The organism is Burkholderia sp. LA-2-3-30-S1-D2 (genome assembly GCF_001523915.2).
In the GTDB taxonomy this organism is placed as follows: domain Bacteria; phylum Pseudomonadota; class Gammaproteobacteria; order Burkholderiales; family Burkholderiaceae; genus Burkholderia; species Burkholderia diffusa.
In genome coordinates this window covers 609,194-625,360 of sequence record NZ_CP013383.1, presented here as the reverse complement: position 1 = coordinate 625,360, position 16,167 = coordinate 609,194, and the positions used below count along the sequence as shown (strand labels likewise).

The following is a 16,167-nucleotide window of genomic DNA, read 5'->3' as shown; positions in this document are numbered from 1 at the left end:
CGATGCAACAAGTGTAGGCAAGCGCGCGCGACTGTTCGATGCTCGCGCCGCTCATTTACACTGAGCGTTTTTGCCATACCGGCGGCTTCGATGAAGCAGGAAGACAAGGGAACCGTCGCGATCAGCCTCGTCGCCTACAGCGTCGCGCTCGCCACCCGGCGCGGCGTCGCGGCCGAGCCGCTGCTCGCGCAAGCCGGCATCGCGCCCGCGCTGCTCGCACAGCCGCGTGCGCGGGTGTCCGCGCAGCAATACGGGGCGCTGTGGAACGCCATCGCGCGCGCGCTCGACGACGAGTTTTTCGGACAGGATCGCCACCCGATGCGCAGCGGCAGCTTCATCGCGATGAGCCAGGCGGCGCTGTCCGCGAAGGACGGGCTGCACGCGATGGCGCGCGCGGTGAATTTCATGCACTGCGTGCTCGACGACCTGCACGCGGAGCTCGACGCCAACCCGCAGCGCGTGCGGCTGCGCTTTGTGCACCGCAACAGCACCGCGACGCCCGCGATGTTCACGTACGCGACCTATTTCATCATCGTGTACGGGCTCACCTGCTGGTTGATCGGGCGACGCATCCCGCTGCTCCACGCGAGCTTCCGTTGCGACACGCCGCCGGCCGACCACGAATACCCGTCGATGCTGTGCGACGACATGCGGTTCAACCAGCCCGATTCGTATGTCGATTTCGATCCCGAATTCGCCACGCTGCCGGTCGTGCAGAACGCCAGGACGCTGAAAACGTTCCTGCGCAACGCGCCGGCCAGCTTCATCGTCAAGTACCGCAACCCGAACGCGCTCGCGCAACGCGTGCGCACGGTGCTGCGCGGCATGCCGCCCGCCGCGTGGCCCGGCGCCGACGGGATGGCCGCGCGGCTGCACGTGGCCGAGGCGACGCTGCGCCGCAAGCTGCACCAGGAAGGCCACGCGTACCAGTCGATCAAGGACACGCTGCGGCGCGACCTCGCGTTCGAGGCGCTGGCCGATCCGTCGCGGACCATCGCCGACGTCGCGGCGGCCACCGGTTTCGCGGAACCGAGCGCGTTCTACCGCGCGTTTCGCAAATGGAGCGGGCGCAGCCCGGCCGAATACCGGAAAGAAGCGCTCGCGCGCGGCGGCGGCGCCGGCTGAATCAGCGGCGCGCCGCCCCACCTTCGCGCTTTCCGCCGAAACCGCCTAATCTTCAATCATCGGGCCAACGCCCTTTACGCGAGCCGGACGGCGTGCGGCTGCGCGCCACCCGGACGCCCCGATGCGCATTCACCGTCATGGGCCGCCGCCGGCACCTGTATCGCCCGGCGGCCGTCCCCGTCACCCGCTGTCCGCGCGGGTCGCGCGCGCCGCGCTGTTCGCGGCGCTGCTCGTCGTGTGCGCGGCGGTTGCCGCCCCGCCCCCCGCCGCCGCACCCGCGGCCGCGCCGCCGGTGTTCGTGATTCCGGTCAACGGCGCGATCGGGCCGGCCAGCGCCGACTTCATCGTCCGCTCGCTCGAGCGCGCGGCGCGCGAGCACGCGCCGCTCGCGATCCTGCAACTCGATACGCCCGGCGGGCTCGACACGTCGATGCGGCAGATCATCAAGGCGATCCTCGGCTCGCCGGTGCCGGTCGCCGCGTTCGTCGCGCCGGGTGGCGCACGGGCCGCGAGCGCCGGTACCTATATCGTCTACGCGAGCCACATCGCAGCGATGGCGCCCGGCACCAATCTCGGCGCGGCGTCGCCGGTGCAGTTCGGGATCGGCGGTGGCGCGCCGGGGACGCCAGGCGCGCCCCGAGCGCCGCCAGCCGGGGCATCGGGTGCTGCCGGTGCATCCGCGACGCCGGCCGAGCTGCCGAACGATACGCAGTCGACCGAGATCCGCAAGGCGACCCAGGACGCCGCCGCGTACATCCGCGGCCTCGCGCAGTTGCGCGGACGCAATGCCGCATGGGCCGAGCGCGCGGTGCGCGAGGCATTGAGCCTGTCCGCGACCGAGGCGCGCGCGCAGCATGTCGTCGACCTGATCGCGCAGGACCCGGCCGACCTCGCGCGCCAAGTCGACGGTCGCACCGTGACGACGACGGCCGGCACGCTGCACGTCGCGACCGCGCATGCGCCGCTCGTCGTGCTCGCGCCCGACTGGCGCAGCCGCTTCCTGTCGATCATTGCCGATCCGAACGTCGCGCTGATCCTGCTGACGATCGGCATCTACGGTCTCTTCTTCGAATTCGCGAATCCCGGGTTCGTGCTGCCGGGCGTCGCCGGCACCATCTGCCTGCTGATCGGGCTGTTCGCGATGCAATTGCTGCCGATCAGCTATGCGGGCCTCGGGCTCGTACTGCTCGGGCTCGGCTGCCTCGTCGCCGAGGCGTTCCTGCCGACCTTCGGCGTGCTCGGTTTCGGCGGAATCGTGTCATTTACGATCGGCGCATTGATGCTGATCGATACCGACGTGCCCGGCTACGGTATTCCGTGGCCCGTGATCGGCAGCCTCGCGCTCGGCGGCGGGCTGCTCGTCGCGGGCGTGTCGAGCGTCGCGCTGCGCGCGCGGCGGCGGCCGGTCGTGACGGGCGCCGAGGCAATGGTCGGCAGCATCGGCGAAGTGCTCGACGACGGTTTGCAGGCCGACCAGCCGCACGGCGCGGCCGGCCCCGCACCATCGGCCGCGGGCTGGGCGCGCGTGCATGGCGAGCGCTGGCGCGTCGCGAGCAGCGTGCCGCTCGCCGCGGGCTGCCGCGTACGCGTCACCGGTCGCCAGGGGCTGACGCTCACGGTCGCACCGCTCTACGACGTGCCGGCACACGAACAACAACACCAGGGAGCACCGTCATGATGGGCTACACGTTTGGCTTCAGCAGCGTCCTGATCGTCTTCGTCGTGGTGCTCGTCGCATCGTCGATCCGCATCTTTCGCGAGTACGAGCGCGGCGTGGTGTTCATGCTCGGCCGCTTCTGGAAAGTAAAGGGGCCGGGGCTCGTGCTGATCATCCCGATCGTCCAGCAGGTCGTGCGGATCGACCTGCGCACCGTCGTGTTCGACGTGCCGCCGCAGGACGTGATCACGCGCGACAACGTGTCGGTGAAGGTGAATGCGGTCGTGTATTTCCGCGTCGTCGATCCGGAGAAGGCCGTGATCCAGGTCGCGCGCTTCTTCGACGCGACGAGCCAGCTCTCGCAGACGACACTGCGCTCGGTGCTGGGCAAGCACGAGCTCGATGCGCTGCTGGCCGAGCGCGAGCAGCTGAACGCCGACATCCAGAAGACGCTCGACGCGCAAACGGATGCGTGGGGGATCAAGGTGTCGACGGTCGAGATCAAGCACGTCGACCTGAACGAGACGATGGTGCGCGCGATCGCGCGGCAGGCCGAGGCCGAGCGCGAACGGCGCGCGAAGGTGATTCATGCGGAGGGCGAGCTGCAGGCGTCGGAGAAACTGCTGCAGGCCGCGCAGCGGCTCGCGCAGGAGCCGCAGGCGATGCAGCTGCGCTATCTGCAGACGCTGACGACGATTGCGGCGGACAAGAACTCGACGATCGTGTTTCCTCTGCCGATCGATCTGCTGGGGGCGCTGCTGGACCGGTTGGGCTCGCCGCGCGAGCATTGAGTCGCGCGGGCGCCGGCCCGCACGACGCCGCAGCCGCAGCCGCAGCCGCAGCCGCAGCCGCAGCCTCAGCCGCAGCCGCAGCCGCAGCCTCAGCCGCAGCCGATGCCGATGCCGATGCCGACGGCCGCCAGGCCGCGGCGGCCCGGCGCCCGGCCCGCGTCAGGCCAGCAGCTTGCGGTCGGTCTTGCCGTACTTGATCGACTTCTCGTCCGGAATCATCAGGCCCGTGTGCTCGTCGCGGCCCTGCAGCAGGAAGCGGGCGTCCGGGTTGCCGATCTGTTCGGCCGCGAGCTTGCTGTCCGCGCCGATCTCGCCCTTCTTCATCCGGTTGACGATCACGCCGGCCGCGGTGTCCTTGAAGTCGCGCAGCATCCATGCGTCGCCGTCGCTGTCGCCGAACACCAGCAGCGGGCCGTAGCCCTTTTTCGACGCGAGGACGTTGCGGATGCCCACCGTCTTGCCGGGCCCCCAGTTGAAATGCCAGCCGGCCGGATAGGTGCTCGTGTATTTGCCGTCCTGCATGTCGAGCCGCAGGCCGATCACGTTCTCGGGCGCCACGCCGTAGCCATAGTTCGGATTGCCGGCGAATACGCGCACGACATCGTCGAGCGACGCGGTGCTCACGTACACGTCGATGCCATTCGCACGCAGCGTATGCATCACCGCGCGGATTTCCTCGTGAATGCGGATGCCATGGAAATGCGTGTCGGCCACCACGCCGGCCTTGCCAGGCAGCGCCTTCGGGCTTTCGTAACGGACCTTGCGCAGCGCGTCGCCGATACCGTAGTTGTTCGACGCTTCCGCCATCGCCTGCAGCTCGGCGGTCGTCATGTTCTTGTAGAAGTAGATGATCCACTTGTAGCCGACTTCGAGCGGATGCGTGTCGCAAATCGCGTCGTACATGAAGTACAGCTTCGCGCGAAAATCCTTGAACTGATCGGTCTCGCGAATCTCGTCGAGGCGCTTGTCGCCGCCGAGGCCCTTGTAGTTCGCATGGAGCCAGCGGTAGTCGGATTCGACGTCGGCGGCGAGATCCTCCATCGTCACCGGCTTGCCGTCGACGGTCGTGTAGTCCTTCATGAACGCGCCCTTCGGCACGTCCTTCCACATCACATCGACGAACTCGTCCGGTGTCAGTTTGTACTGCAGATGGTTGATCTGGTACATCAGCAACGCCTCTTCGCAGTCGTTCATGATGCACGTGTTGTCCCAGTCGAATACCGCATACGGGCGGCGCTTTCCGTCGTAGCGCGCGCTCGCGACGCCATGCTGGTCGAGCACCGCCTGCAGGCGCGCGGCGTTGAACGGCGACCAGCGGCCCGGGTCCAGCGCGTCCGGCGCGGTTGCGCTCTTCGCGCCGGCCATGCCGGCCTTGAGCATCAGCGGCGTCGCAGCGGCCGCCGCGGCAAGGGTGTTCATGAACTTGCGGCGTTGCATGGTCTCTCTCCGTGGAATTGTCGAATCGGCTTGGGTCATAGCCCCGCGAAGCCGGCAAGGCTTCGAATCGGGGGCGAATGATGTGACGAAATTATTTCGGCAATTTGACAGCGTCTCGCCACGACGCGACGGGGAGTTGATCCGGCACGACATGTCGGGCCTGCGTCGGCACCGCGCGGGGCGCACACCGGCCGGCTCCCCCGCACGGGACACGCGCGCGGCGACAGCCATCCGGCCCCGACCGCCGGAAACCTAGAGCTTCCCCTCCATTTCGGCCTTCATTAGGAGAAGCCCTCACCTCCGCGCCACGTCGAACCGGCTATGATCTTTACATCGATCAATGACACATTAAATGCTGACTGAATAATTCGCCCTGGATCACCGGCGAATGGATTCCGGATCAGCGCCCCAGCCTTGCACAGGCCCCGCGTCGCCGAAGCGCGAACGCGGGCCGTCACATGGAGACGCCTCATGCCCGACCATCCGCTGCCGGAAGTCCATCTCGACGAGCTGCCGCAATTCCGCGCGGTCCAGCAGCTTGCCTATCGCTGCGTCGAGACCGTCGGCGCGATGCTCTATCCCGGCATCACCGAGAAGGAAGCCGCGCGCCTGCTGACCGAATGGCTGCAGGACAACGGCGTGCACGACTGGCTGCACAAGCCGTTCGCATGGTTCGGCGACCGCACCGCGTTCGAAGGCTTCTCCGGCCTGAAGCACATGGGCGGCTTCAACCTCGCGTTCTTCCCGAGCAACCGCCAGCTCGAGACCGACATGCCCGTGATCCTCGACGTCGCGCCGGTGCTCGACGGCATCGTGGCCGACGTCGGCTACGCGCACTGCCTCGGCCACAACCCCATCCTTGAACAGTTGCAGGACGACCTGATGGACCATCGCGACATGATCGTGCGGCTCGTGAAGGAGCGCCGCCCGATGGCCGAGGTCGCGCAGGCGGTGGACGCGCTGTGCCGCCGCCAGGGCGTCGAGCCGCGCCACAAGGCCTATCCGTTCAAGGTGCTCGCGCATCGCGTCGCGAAGATCCACAAGCTGTCGACACCCCGCTTCGTCGCGCGCTTCGGGCTGAACGCGACGCGCAACCTGCTGCTCGACCAGGGCCGCGCGGCGAAGCAGCAAGGCTGGTCGCCGCTGTGGTCGATCGACCGCCGCTCCGAACACGCGCCGGTGCCGGGCCTGTGGGCCGTGGAGCCGCATCTCGGCTTCGCCGGCGTCGGCGCGAAATTCGAGGAACTGCTGGTGATCACCGACGACGACGCGTACTGGCTCGACGACGACCTGCCGCACGTGCGCCGCCGGCAGCGCCGCCAGGCCGAACGCATGCAGGCCGTCGCCTGACACGCACGCGTCTCGCCCTCTTCCCGAATCCCTGAACGACGGACTCACGATGCAGCCTCTTTCCGATGAAGCGCCGCTGGCCCTGTTCGAATCGGTTCACAGCGAGACGGCCGTCGCCTCCGGCGACCTGACGCTCGCGGTCAGGACCTGGGGCGACCCGGCCCGCTCGCCGGTCGTGCTCGTGCACGGCTACCCCGACGACAGCAGCGTCTGGCAGCAGGTCGCGCCGCTGCTCGCGCGCAAGCACTACGTGATCGCCTACGACGTGCGCGGCGCGGGCCTGTCCGGCGCGCCCAAGCGCACGGCCGACTACCACCTCGCGAAGCTGACCGACGACTTCATCGCGGTGATCGACGCGCTCTGCCCCGGCCGCGCGGTGCACCTGATCGCGCACGACTGGGGCTCGATCCAGGGCTGGGAGTTCGTCACGGATCCGCGGCTCGCCGGCCGCATCGCGTCGTACACGTCGTGCTCGGGGCCGTGCCTCGACCACGTCGGCTTCTGGCTGCGCGAACGCGTGCTGCATCCGACGCCCGCGTCGTTAGCCAGGCTCGGCGGGCAGCTCGTGCGCTCGTGGTACGTGTATCTGTTCCATCTGCCGTTCATCCCCGAGCTCGGCTGGCAGCTGTGGCTCGGCCGCGCATGGCCGGGCCTGCTGCGCCGGGTCGAGAAAACCCCCGCCACGCCGCGCGCGACGCAGGCCGACGACGGCGCGCGCGGCGTACGCCTCTATCGCGCGAACTTCATCCGCTGCCTGTTCGCGCCGCGCGAGCGCTACGCGCACGCGCCGGTGCAGACGATCGTGCCGCTCGGCGACAAGTACGTGAGCCCGGCGCTGTCCGAGAACCTGTCGCGCTGGGTGCCGCAGTACTACCGCCGCGAAGTCGCGGCCGGCCACTGGCTGCCGCTCGCCGATCCCGCGCGCTTCGCGGGCCTCGCCGAACAGTTGATCGACGCGGTCGAATCGGGCGACGAGCCGCCCGCGCTCGCGAACGCACGCCGCCGCGCGACCAGCGGCCGATTCAGCGGCAAGGTCGCGGTCGTCACCGGCGCGGGCAGCGGCATCGGCCGCTGCGCGGCACTCGCATTTGCCCGTGAAGGCGCGACCGTCGTCGCGTGCGACATCGATCTCGCGAGCGCCGAGCGCACCGCCCTGCTGCTCGGACTCACCGGCGCGCAGGCGCATGCAAAACGCGTGGACGTCGGCTCCGCCGACGAGATGGAAGCGCTCGCGGCATGGGTCGGCAGCGAACTCGGCGGCGCCGACGTCGTGATCAACAACGCGGGCATCGGCATGGCCGGCGGCATTCTCGACACCAGCGAGCGGCACTGGGAGCGCATCCTGCACGTGAACCTGTGGGGCGTGATCCACGGCTCGCGGTTGTTCGCGCAGCAGATGGCCGCACGCGGCACGGGCGGCCACATCGTCAACACCGCGTCGGCCGCCGCGTTCGGGCCGTCGCGCGACCTGCCCGCGTACGCGACGACGAAGGCCGCCGTGCTGATGCTCAGCGAATGCATGCGCGCGGAACTCGCGGAAAAAGGCATCGGCGTGACGGCCGTCTGCCCCGGCTTCGCGGAAACCGGAATCATGGCGTCGACGCAATACGCGGGCGCCAGCGCACAGGACGAGGCGCGGCTGCGCAAACGCGCGACGAAGCTGTACCAGATGCGCGGCCTGAAGCCGGAAACCGTCGCGCAGGCGATGGTCGACGGCGTGCTGCGCAACCGGCCGGTCGTGGCCGTCGGCACCGAGGCGCACGCGCTGCGCTTCGTCGGCCGCTTCATGCCGTGGCTCGGGCGGGTGCTTGCCCGCGTCAGCATGGCATCGCATTGACGGCGCGGCGCGCCGCACGGAAACGGAGACACAGATGACCTCTACCGCCGACTATCACAAGATCAAGGCCCGGCACGTGAAGTTCGACTTCAGCGACACGCCGATCACCTGGGTGCCAAACGACCCGGGCAGCACGCACATCATCAACACGCTGAACCTGCTGTTCCCGGAGGGCGAACTGTGGTTCTGCCGCGTGTACAACAAGGCACTGCCGAACATCACCGATGCGCGCCTGCGCGACGAAGCCGAAGGCTTCCTGCGCCAGGAAGCCGTGCATTCGCGCTCGCACGGCGGCGTGCTCAAGCATTACTACGACCGGCACGGGATCGACACGAAGCCGTTCACGCAGAAGCTGAACTGGCTGTTTACGCGCGTGCTGGGCGAAGCGCCGTTCGGTCTGAAGATCGGCCATACGCGTTTCTGGCTGCGTCAGCAGCTCGCGGTGATCGCATCGCTCGAACATTTCTTCGGCTATCTCGGCAACTGGGTGCTCAATGCGCACGGGCTCGACGAAGGCCGTGCCGACCCGACGATGGTCGACCTGCTGCGCTGGCACGGCGCGGAGGAAGTCGAACATCGGACCGTCGCGTTCGACATCTACAACCACATGGGCGGCAACTATCCGGAGCGCTGCGTGCACATGGCATTCGTGATCGTGCTGTTGCTCTACTTCATCACGAGCGGCGCGAAATTCATGTACCGGCGAGATCCCGCCGCCGGCCGCTACCCGGGTTTCGTGCTGTCGTGGTGGAAGGGTTCTCGACGCGGGCACCTGCCGTCGTTCTGGAAAGTGATCGGCGCGGCGTTGCGCTATTTCAAGCCGGGCTATACGCCGCACCACGAAGGCTCGACCGAGCAGGCGCTTGCGTATCTGGCGCGCTCGCCGGCCGCGCAAGCGGCCGCGCATGGCGGCAACTGGGGCACGACGAAGGGCGCGTGACCGGGTCCGCAAGCGGGTCCGCGACAGTTTCGGCGGGGCGCCGGCCGAAATGCGTACAATCGCGGCTTCATTTCCCGGAGGTGCCGCGATGGCCATGAAGAAAACCGATCTAGAAAAGAACAAGGCGCTCAAGCTGACGCACGCGATGAAGCAGTCCAGCTCCGCCCGCTTCGGCAAGGCTGCCGAGGACGCAGCGAAGCTCGACCGCCGCGCGCAGCGCAAGCTCGACCAGGAACAGGGTCTCGTGCCGTTCGCGTGCAAGCTGAACGCAGAACTCGTCGAACAGCTGAAGGCACGCGCCGCCACCCATCCGAACGGGATGACCGGCCTGCTGTCCGAACTGCTCGTCAACGGCCTCGCCCAACGCGACGCGTGATCGTCGCAAATCTCGAAAATAGTCGTTGACAACGCCGTACGACATCGACAAACTCGTTCGCATGCCTACGTTCAAGCTCATCGCCATCGCGAATCATTGCCCGGTGAACATTCGAAAGAATGGATCACGGGAGGCGCTTGTGCGTTAGCATCCGAGCAGTACCGCATGTCACACAAGGCCTCACCGGAAACGGATGAGGCCTTTTTGTTCTGGTGCGCGTCATCCGTCCGGCTCAACGAATGGAGCAGACGATGGACCAGGCAAGCCCGTTGTTCGACCGTCCCGATTCGCGCCGCGTCGGTGCGATCGCGTTACCGACCGTCGTGATCCGCTTCGCGGTCGCGCCGCGCACGACACTGACCTGGCGCGCGCCGAGCGATGCGGAAATTCGCGCGCACGGCGCACCGCTTTGGATCACGCGGCCGCCGAGCGTCGACGACTACTGGGTACAACCCGGCGACGTGCTGCGCATCGCGCGCGGCGATCGCATCTGGCTCGGCACCGATGACGACCGGCCGGCCGAAGCGTCGATCACGACGGCGTACGTGAGGCGCGGCGAACGGCTGAGACGCACGCTCGCGCGAATGCAACGTTTGCTCGCCGGACGATGGCGAAGACGGGATTGACGATGCGCGCTCACGCGCGCGGCGGGGATGCCGGAACGCGCGGAATCACCGTATGCGGAAACGGACGCACCCGCGACGCAACGCGTCGCAGGTGCGCATCGAATGACGCGGCACGCACGTGCGTGCCGCGTGCGATCGCGCGCCGTGCGCAACCTTCGCATGCATCACGTGCATCAGGTGCTGGCGGCGAGACGCGGGCCCGTGCTGCGAGGCGTGGAATCGAGGTCGGGGCGTTGCGCCGCCTGCGAGGTCACCCACGGGTCGATGCCTTGCTTTTGCACCTCCTCGAGAAATGACACCCGCGTACGCCAGTAATCCGCCTGTAATTTCGCATCGATGACGCGCTGTTCGGCTGCGAACAGTTCCATGCGCGCCGTCACGAGCATCGATGCAGCGGTTTTTTCCGGCGTGGGGGCGTGCCGCATCGCCCAACGGCTGATCCAGTTCAACATGCTGACCTCCGTGATGACGGGCGAACCCGCATCGGGCAATCGCAACCGGTCGCGCCTGCCCGAATGCGCAACGACCGTCACCGCGCTTCACCGCCCGGCCTGCACGGACTGCGACTCCCCCGCGTCGGCAACATCTGGCCGGCGTGTGCGCGCGGTGTATCTATCCTAGAAAGACTTGCCGGTTAACGCGATGACGTCTTGCAATCTTTTACACAGAAACCACAGTCGGGCTCGCACCGCGAAATGACAGTTGCGGACGCGACGGCTTCGGCGCAGGATAGCCCGATATGTGCAACCGCTAGGACTGGCGAATGACTGCTGCATGCCGCCGCGCACCCGCGCCGGTCATGCGCGCGCTCGCGCACGTATTGCGTCCGTCCTGCGTTCGCCCCTCGTGCGGGCGTGCCATTGCAGTCGCATGCCGTCGCGTTGCGGCAGCCCCCCGCATGTCGATCATGCCGTTGCGCCCGCATCGGCCGACACGGCCCGCCCGTCGTCGAATCGTTTCCATCGTTTCTACCTGCCCGCCTCGTCCGAACCGGTAAAATGCGCGCCTTCCTCGCGCGGCCGGCCTGTCCAGCCGTTCGCGCGAACGCTGCCGATCGTGCCCCGTAACTATATCGTCCGAGCTATCCGCGCTATTACAATCCGCCGATAGCGTCGCAATAGTGGCTGGTTACAGTACGCCGGCCTCGCGCTGCCTTACAACAATTCGGCACGAACAACAAGCAACACGACAACCCGACCGGAGAAACGCCTTCATGGAATCCATCAAGCGGTATTTCGGCTTCGACGAAGCCGGCACCGACTTCCGCACCGAAATACTCGCGGGCGTCACCACGTTCCTGACGATGGCCTACATCATCTTCGTCAACCCCGCGATCCTCGGCGATGCCGGCATGCCCAAGGAATCCGTGTTCGTCGCGACCTGCCTCGTCGCGGCGCTGGCGTCGATGATCATGGGGCTGTACGCGAACTACCCGATCGCCTGCGCGCCCGGCATGGGCCTGAACGCGTATTTCGCGTACACGGTCGTCAAGGGGATGGGCTTCACGTGGCAGGCCGCGCTCGGCGCGGTGTTCATCTCCGGCTGCCTGTTCCTGCTCGTCACGCTGTTCCGCGTGCGCGAGGCGATCGTCAACGGCATTCCGAAATCGCTGCGCATCTCGATCACCGCCGGCATCGGCCTGTTCCTCGGCATCATCTCGCTGAAGACCTCGGGAGTGATCGTCGGCAACCCCGCCACGCTCGTCACGCTCGGCGACCTGCACAAGCACGATACGATCCTCGCGATCATCGGCTTCTTCACGATCGTCACGCTCGACCACCTGCGCGTGCGCGGCGCGATCCTGATCGGCATCATCGGCGTCACGATCCTGTCGTTCTTCTTCGGCGACAACCAGTTCCACGGCGTGTTCTCCGCGCCGCCGTCGATCGACGCGACGCTGTTCAAGCTCGACATCGGCGCCGCGCTGTCGACCGGCATCATCAACGTGATCCTCGTGTTCTTCCTCGTCGAACTGTTCGACGCGACCGGCACGCTGATGGGCGTCGCGAACCGCGCGGGCCTGCTCGTCGAGGGCAAGATGAACCGCCTGAACAAGGCGTTGCTTGCCGACAGCACGGCGATCGTCGCGGGCTCGCTGCTCGGCACGTCGTCGACCACCGCTTACATCGAAAGCGCGTCGGGCGTGCAGGCCGGCGGCCGCACGGGCGTGACGGCGATCACCGTCGCCGTGCTGTTCCTCGCGTGCCTGTTCATCGCGCCGCTCGCCGGCGTCGTGCCGGCCTACGCCACGGCACCGGCACTGCTGTACGTGTCGTGCCTGATGCTGCGCGAGATGGTCGAGGTGCCGTGGGATGATGCGACCGAAGCCGTGCCGGCCGCGCTGACCGCGCTGCTGATGCCGTTCACTTACTCGATCGCGAACGGCGTCGCGTTCGGCTTCATCGCATACGGCGGCCTGAAGCTGCTGACGGGCCAGGCCCGCACGGTCAAGCCGATCGTGTGGATCATCGCGGCCGTGTTCCTGTTCCGCTTCTTCTATCTCGGCAGCGAGTGACGCACGCGCGCCCCTGTGCGCGGCAAGATGAAACGAAAACGCCACCTTCGGGTGGCGTTTTCGTTTTGCTCTCGTTTCGGCTACGCGGGGTGGTGCAAGCGAGCGCCGGTCAAACCTCCGCCTGCCGGAGCACCCAGCGCGCGAAGGTCTGCAACGGCCCCTCGCCCAGTTCCAGCGCCTCGGGCAACACGAGACAGAAGCGCTTGACCACGCCCCGCCCGTCGGGCCAGGGCGCCGCGAGCAACCCTTGCGCGATCTCGGCGTCGACATAGAGGCGCGGCACCAGCGCGACGCCGAGCCCGGCGAGCGCCGCCGCGATCAGCATCGAGTAAAGATCGTAGCGTGCGCCGGCGGCCGGATTGTTCACCGGCAGCCCCGTCTCCTGCACGTACGCCGACCACGCATCAGGCGTCTGGCGCTTGTGCAGGCGCGGCAGCGTGCCCAGCAATACGTCCGGCTGCCCGGCCGCGAGCAGCGACGGATGGCAGACCGGCACCAGCACCTCCTCGCACAACCGGTACGTGTGCATGCCGGCCCAGGCCGGATGCTCGAAGTGAATCGCCGCATCGAAACCGCTGCCGGCCAGCACGAACGGCTCCGCGCGATCGGCGAAATGCACCGTGATGTTCGGATGCTGCGTCTGGAATCCCTTGAGCCGCGGAATCAGCCAGCGCGTCGCGAATGTCGGCGTCACGGCGATATCGACGCTGCCGCCGTCACCGGGCTGCCCCATCATGTACTGGCTGTCGCGCTCGAGCCGGTCCAGCACTTCGCGAACCTGCGCCGCGTAGCGCACGCCGTTCGGCGCCAACCGCACGCGGTTGCCGACCCGCTCGAACAGCGCGACACCCAGGAACGTCTCCAGCCGGCCGATCTGCCGGCTGATCGCGCCTTCCGTCAACGCCAGTTCGTCGGCGGCGCGCGCGAAGCTTCCATGCCGCGCCGCGGCCTCGAATGCCATCAATGCCGAATTGCTCGGAATCCTGCGTCGCGTCACGATTGCTCCCGGTCCGACCGCCGTCGGTCATGGCTTGATCAAATGTCATTGAACGGTGACGAATCATCGTTTTTCTGCCGTCCATCGGCTCATTATCATGACAAAAACTCAACCCGTCGAGCAGCCATCGGCCCCGAAGGCCGCTCGCCCCCGTGGAGAAACCATGATCTATGCCGTTGAATGCAGCATCGCCGAGCCCGCCGTCGAAGCCGAGTGGAACGACTTCTACAGCCGCGTCAAACTGCCGGCGCTCATCTCCGTATCCGGCTTCCGCACGTCGCAACGCTTTCGCGCACTCGGCGGCGACGGCCCCGTCTATCTCGCGCTGCATACGATCGACGGCCCGGACGTGCTGACGTCGGCCGAGTATCGCGACAAGGGCGGCGGCAATTTCGCGCGCTGGCAGCCGCACATCGTCGAGTGGCGCCGCAACGTCTACGACTGCGCGGCCCCCGCGCCGGCCGTCTCCGGCCATCACTGGCTGGCCGTTTGCGACGACCCCACCCCGTTCGCGCGAGCAGCGATCGCAGCCACGGCCATGCATGCGGTCGCGCTGGATCGGCGGCCGGCCGCGCGCTGGCTGGCCGTCCTCACGCACGATCAGGCTCGGCTCGGGTCCGATGCCGCGATCCGGCTCTATGCACCGATGGGTGACCCACTCGTCAGCACACCGACGTCGGCAACCGCACGCTGACCGGAGCCCGACCATGCCCAGCGTCACGATCTTGATTCCCGAGGCGAGCATGCCGGCCAGCACGGCGCTCGACGCGTTGTCGTCGGCCTGCGAGAGGCTCTGCACCGACGTGCTGAGCGCCGCACCCGGCACGGTCCACGTCGCGTACATCCCGGTCCGGCACGGCTGCGGACATCCGGTCAGCGCGGAGATCCGCTTTCGCACCTCGTCATTTCGCACCCCTGAACTGATGGACCGGTTCATGACCGAACTGGATCGCGAGATTCTTCGCCACACCGGATTCGTCGCACGCATCCGCTGCTTCGGCCACGACACCACCCACCTTCACGCCCGACATTGACCCGTGAGCACGCCTGTTCAACTCCCTTCCTTCCCGCGTCGCCAGATCGGCGATTTCACAGTGATCGCGATCAGTGACGGCACGCTGACGGCCGGCCTCGACCTGCTGTCGAACATCGACGTCGACGACGCGACCGGCATCATGCACCGGGCCGGCATACACGCGCCGTCCGACGTCAACATCAACTGCTACGTGATACGCGGGAACGGGCGCACCGTACTCGTCGACACCGGCGCCGGCGGCATCCGGAACTGGGGCGGCCTGCTGCGTCCGTCGCTGTCGCAAGCCGGCATCGATGCACGCGACATCGACACGGTCCTGCTGACGCATGCGCATCCGGATCACATCGGCGGCCTCCTGGACACGGACGGACATCCGGCCTTTCCGCAAGCGGAGGTGCTCATTCACGAACGGGAACGTGCGTTCTGGCTGGACGACGCCATGTACGAGCGGGCAAACGAGCGCGCACGCGTCAATTTCCGGATCGCGCGGCGCACGTTCGACGTGTATCGCGCGCATCTACGCACCATCGAGGCAGGCGACGTGCTGCCCGGTATCGTCGCGGTCCCGCTGCCGGGGCACACGCCCGGCCACACCGGCTATCGCGTCGAATCGCGCGGCGAGCGCCTGCTGATCTGGGGCGATCTCGTGCATTTCGCGCCGATTCAGGTTGCGCGCCCCGACGTGTCGATCGCGTTCGATCACGATCCGTCGCAGGCATCATCGACGCGCGCGGCCACGCTCGCCGAAGTCGCTTCGGATAACTTGCTGATTGCGGGCATGCACCTCGCCGACACGGGCTTCGCACGCATCGCGCGCACGAACGGCCCAACCGGCGGCGCGTATGTGCTTGGCGGGGCGGATTGAGCGAAACGGAACGCGGGCACGCCAGTGCGCCGCACGATGCTCGAATCGCGCCGCGCACCGCTCCGGGCAAGCGCGCTACCGGACGGGCATGCGCCGATATGACACGGGCGCCGGTATCCGGCGCCCGCTCCGTCGCTGCCCGGTCGCCCGGCTCAGCGCCAGTTCGCTTCGTAGAAGCGCACGTAGCCGCTGCGCAGCGTCACGCATTGCGCGCGCGTCTCGGACAGCAACCGCCGTGCGGCCGCCTCGATACGCTCGCGGTGCTGATCGTACGCACCGACCATGTCCTCGAAGCGCGGCGATGCCGCACCGAAATGATCCTCCAGCGCCTCGGCGGTGATCTGACATTGAACGCGCTCGCCATTGACCAGCGCCGTGAAACCAAGCATCAGGTCGCGCCCCGAATATTCGGGCTTCTCATTCGTGAAATGAATCTGCATGGGAGCCGCCTTGTCCGGTAGAAAGCAAATGACCGCGTCCATCGTCCGCTACCGGCCGGACGAAAATTTACGCGGGCTCGCCGGCAGAGGCAGGATCCACGGGGTATGGCGCGGACACCGCATGCCGGTTGCATTCCACTTTAGACGGTTTCGCGCAGGAGGCAAATTTTGCGAT

At 67.4% G+C, this 16,167-nt stretch carries 16 protein-coding genes; 12 read left to right on the top strand and 4 right to left on the bottom strand.

Going from position 1 to position 16,167, the window contains the following annotated elements:
* The first annotated feature begins 90 nt into the window (after positions 1-90).
* From WS66_RS02850 to WS66_RS02840, 3 genes are all read left to right on the top strand, one after another.
* Positions 91-1,125 carry an AraC family transcriptional regulator gene (locus WS66_RS02850; RefSeq protein ID WP_059600177.1) on the top strand — a complete coding sequence of 345 codons (1,035 nt, stop codon included), beginning with the start codon at positions 91-93 and terminating at the stop codon, positions 1,123-1,125.
* Between the two features lie 121 nt (positions 1,126-1,246).
* Entirely contained in the window at positions 1,247-2,803 is a 1,557-nt protein-coding gene (locus WS66_RS02845; protein WP_059600178.1) for an NfeD family protein, read from the top strand.
* Positions 2,800-3,573: a slipin family protein gene (locus WS66_RS02840; protein WP_059600179.1), complete on the top strand. Its 774-nt coding sequence runs from the start codon at positions 2,800-2,802 to the stop codon at positions 3,571-3,573. The genes WS66_RS02845 and WS66_RS02840 overlap by 4 nt, the downstream gene beginning before the upstream one ends.
* Positions 3,574-3,732: 159 nt before the next feature.
* On the opposite strand, the gene WS66_RS02835 is transcribed toward WS66_RS02840, so the two are convergent.
* On the bottom strand, positions 3,733-5,010 hold the full coding sequence (locus tag WS66_RS02835; protein WP_059600180.1) for a haloacid dehalogenase-like hydrolase: 1,278 nt from the start codon (positions 5,008-5,010) through the stop codon (positions 3,733-3,735).
* 471 nt (positions 5,011-5,481) lie between these two features.
* Between WS66_RS02835 and WS66_RS02830 the strand changes: the two genes are divergently transcribed.
* The 5 genes from WS66_RS02830 (at position 5,482) to WS66_RS02810 (ending at position 10,139) form a co-directional block, all read left to right on the top strand.
* The gene (locus WS66_RS02830; RefSeq protein ID WP_059600181.1) at positions 5,482-6,360 is read left to right on the top strand and encodes a M24 family metallopeptidase; all 879 of its coding nucleotides are present in this window, start codon (positions 5,482-5,484) and stop codon (positions 6,358-6,360) included.
* A gap of 49 nt (positions 6,361-6,409) precedes the next feature.
* Entirely contained in the window at positions 6,410-8,197 is a 1,788-nt protein-coding gene (locus tag WS66_RS02825) for an SDR family oxidoreductase (protein WP_059600182.1), read from the top strand.
* Positions 8,198-8,231: 34 nt separating this feature from the next.
* Positions 8,232-9,137, top strand: coding sequence for a metal-dependent hydrolase (locus WS66_RS02820; protein WP_059600183.1), 906 nt, complete (start codon positions 8,232-8,234; stop codon positions 9,135-9,137).
* A gap of 88 nt (positions 9,138-9,225) precedes the next feature.
* Entirely contained in the window at positions 9,226-9,513 is a 288-nt protein-coding gene (locus WS66_RS02815) for a hypothetical protein (RefSeq protein ID WP_059600184.1), read from the top strand.
* A gap of 251 nt (positions 9,514-9,764) precedes the next feature.
* Positions 9,765-10,139: a DUF2917 domain-containing protein gene (locus tag WS66_RS02810; protein ID WP_059600333.1), complete on the top strand. Its 375-nt coding sequence runs from the start codon at positions 9,765-9,767 to the stop codon at positions 10,137-10,139.
* A 173-nt stretch (positions 10,140-10,312) separates the two neighbouring features.
* Here the strand turns inward: WS66_RS02810 and WS66_RS02805 are convergent, their stop codons facing one another.
* Positions 10,313-10,591, bottom strand: a complete 279-nt coding sequence (locus WS66_RS02805) for a hypothetical protein (RefSeq protein WP_006480752.1) — start codon at positions 10,589-10,591, stop codon at positions 10,313-10,315.
* A gap of 761 nt (positions 10,592-11,352) precedes the next feature.
* On the opposite strand from WS66_RS02805, the gene WS66_RS02800 reads away from it, so the two are divergent.
* Complete coding sequence (locus WS66_RS02800; RefSeq protein ID WP_059600185.1) at positions 11,353-12,654, top strand: NCS2 family permease; 1,302 nt, start codon at positions 11,353-11,355, stop codon at positions 12,652-12,654.
* A 109-nt stretch (positions 12,655-12,763) separates the two neighbouring features.
* Here the strand turns inward: WS66_RS02800 and WS66_RS02795 are convergent, their stop codons facing one another.
* On the bottom strand, positions 12,764-13,615 hold the full coding sequence (locus tag WS66_RS02795; protein ID WP_059600186.1) for a LysR substrate-binding domain-containing protein: 852 nt from the start codon (positions 13,613-13,615) through the stop codon (positions 12,764-12,766).
* A gap of 199 nt (positions 13,616-13,814) precedes the next feature.
* On the opposite strand from WS66_RS02795, the gene WS66_RS02790 reads away from it, so the two are divergent.
* Genes WS66_RS02790 through WS66_RS02780 form a run of 3 tightly spaced genes read left to right on the top strand, consistent with a single transcriptional unit; the run spans position 13,815 to position 15,552 of the window.
* Positions 13,815-14,345 (top strand): hypothetical protein, encoded by a 531-nt coding sequence (locus tag WS66_RS02790; protein ID WP_059600187.1) that lies wholly within the window; start codon positions 13,815-13,817, stop codon positions 14,343-14,345.
* 13 nt (positions 14,346-14,358) lie between these two features.
* Positions 14,359-14,685, top strand: coding sequence for a hypothetical protein (locus tag WS66_RS02785; protein WP_059600188.1), 327 nt, complete (start codon positions 14,359-14,361; stop codon positions 14,683-14,685).
* Positions 14,686-14,688: 3 nt separating this feature from the next.
* Positions 14,689-15,552 (top strand): MBL fold metallo-hydrolase, encoded by an 864-nt coding sequence (locus WS66_RS02780; protein WP_059600189.1) that lies wholly within the window; start codon positions 14,689-14,691, stop codon positions 15,550-15,552.
* A gap of 152 nt (positions 15,553-15,704) precedes the next feature.
* On the opposite strand, the gene WS66_RS02775 is transcribed toward WS66_RS02780, so the two are convergent.
* Positions 15,705-15,992 (bottom strand): DUF1488 domain-containing protein, encoded by a 288-nt coding sequence (locus WS66_RS02775; RefSeq protein ID WP_014898618.1) that lies wholly within the window; start codon positions 15,990-15,992, stop codon positions 15,705-15,707.
* Positions 15,993-16,167 lie beyond the last annotated feature (175 nt).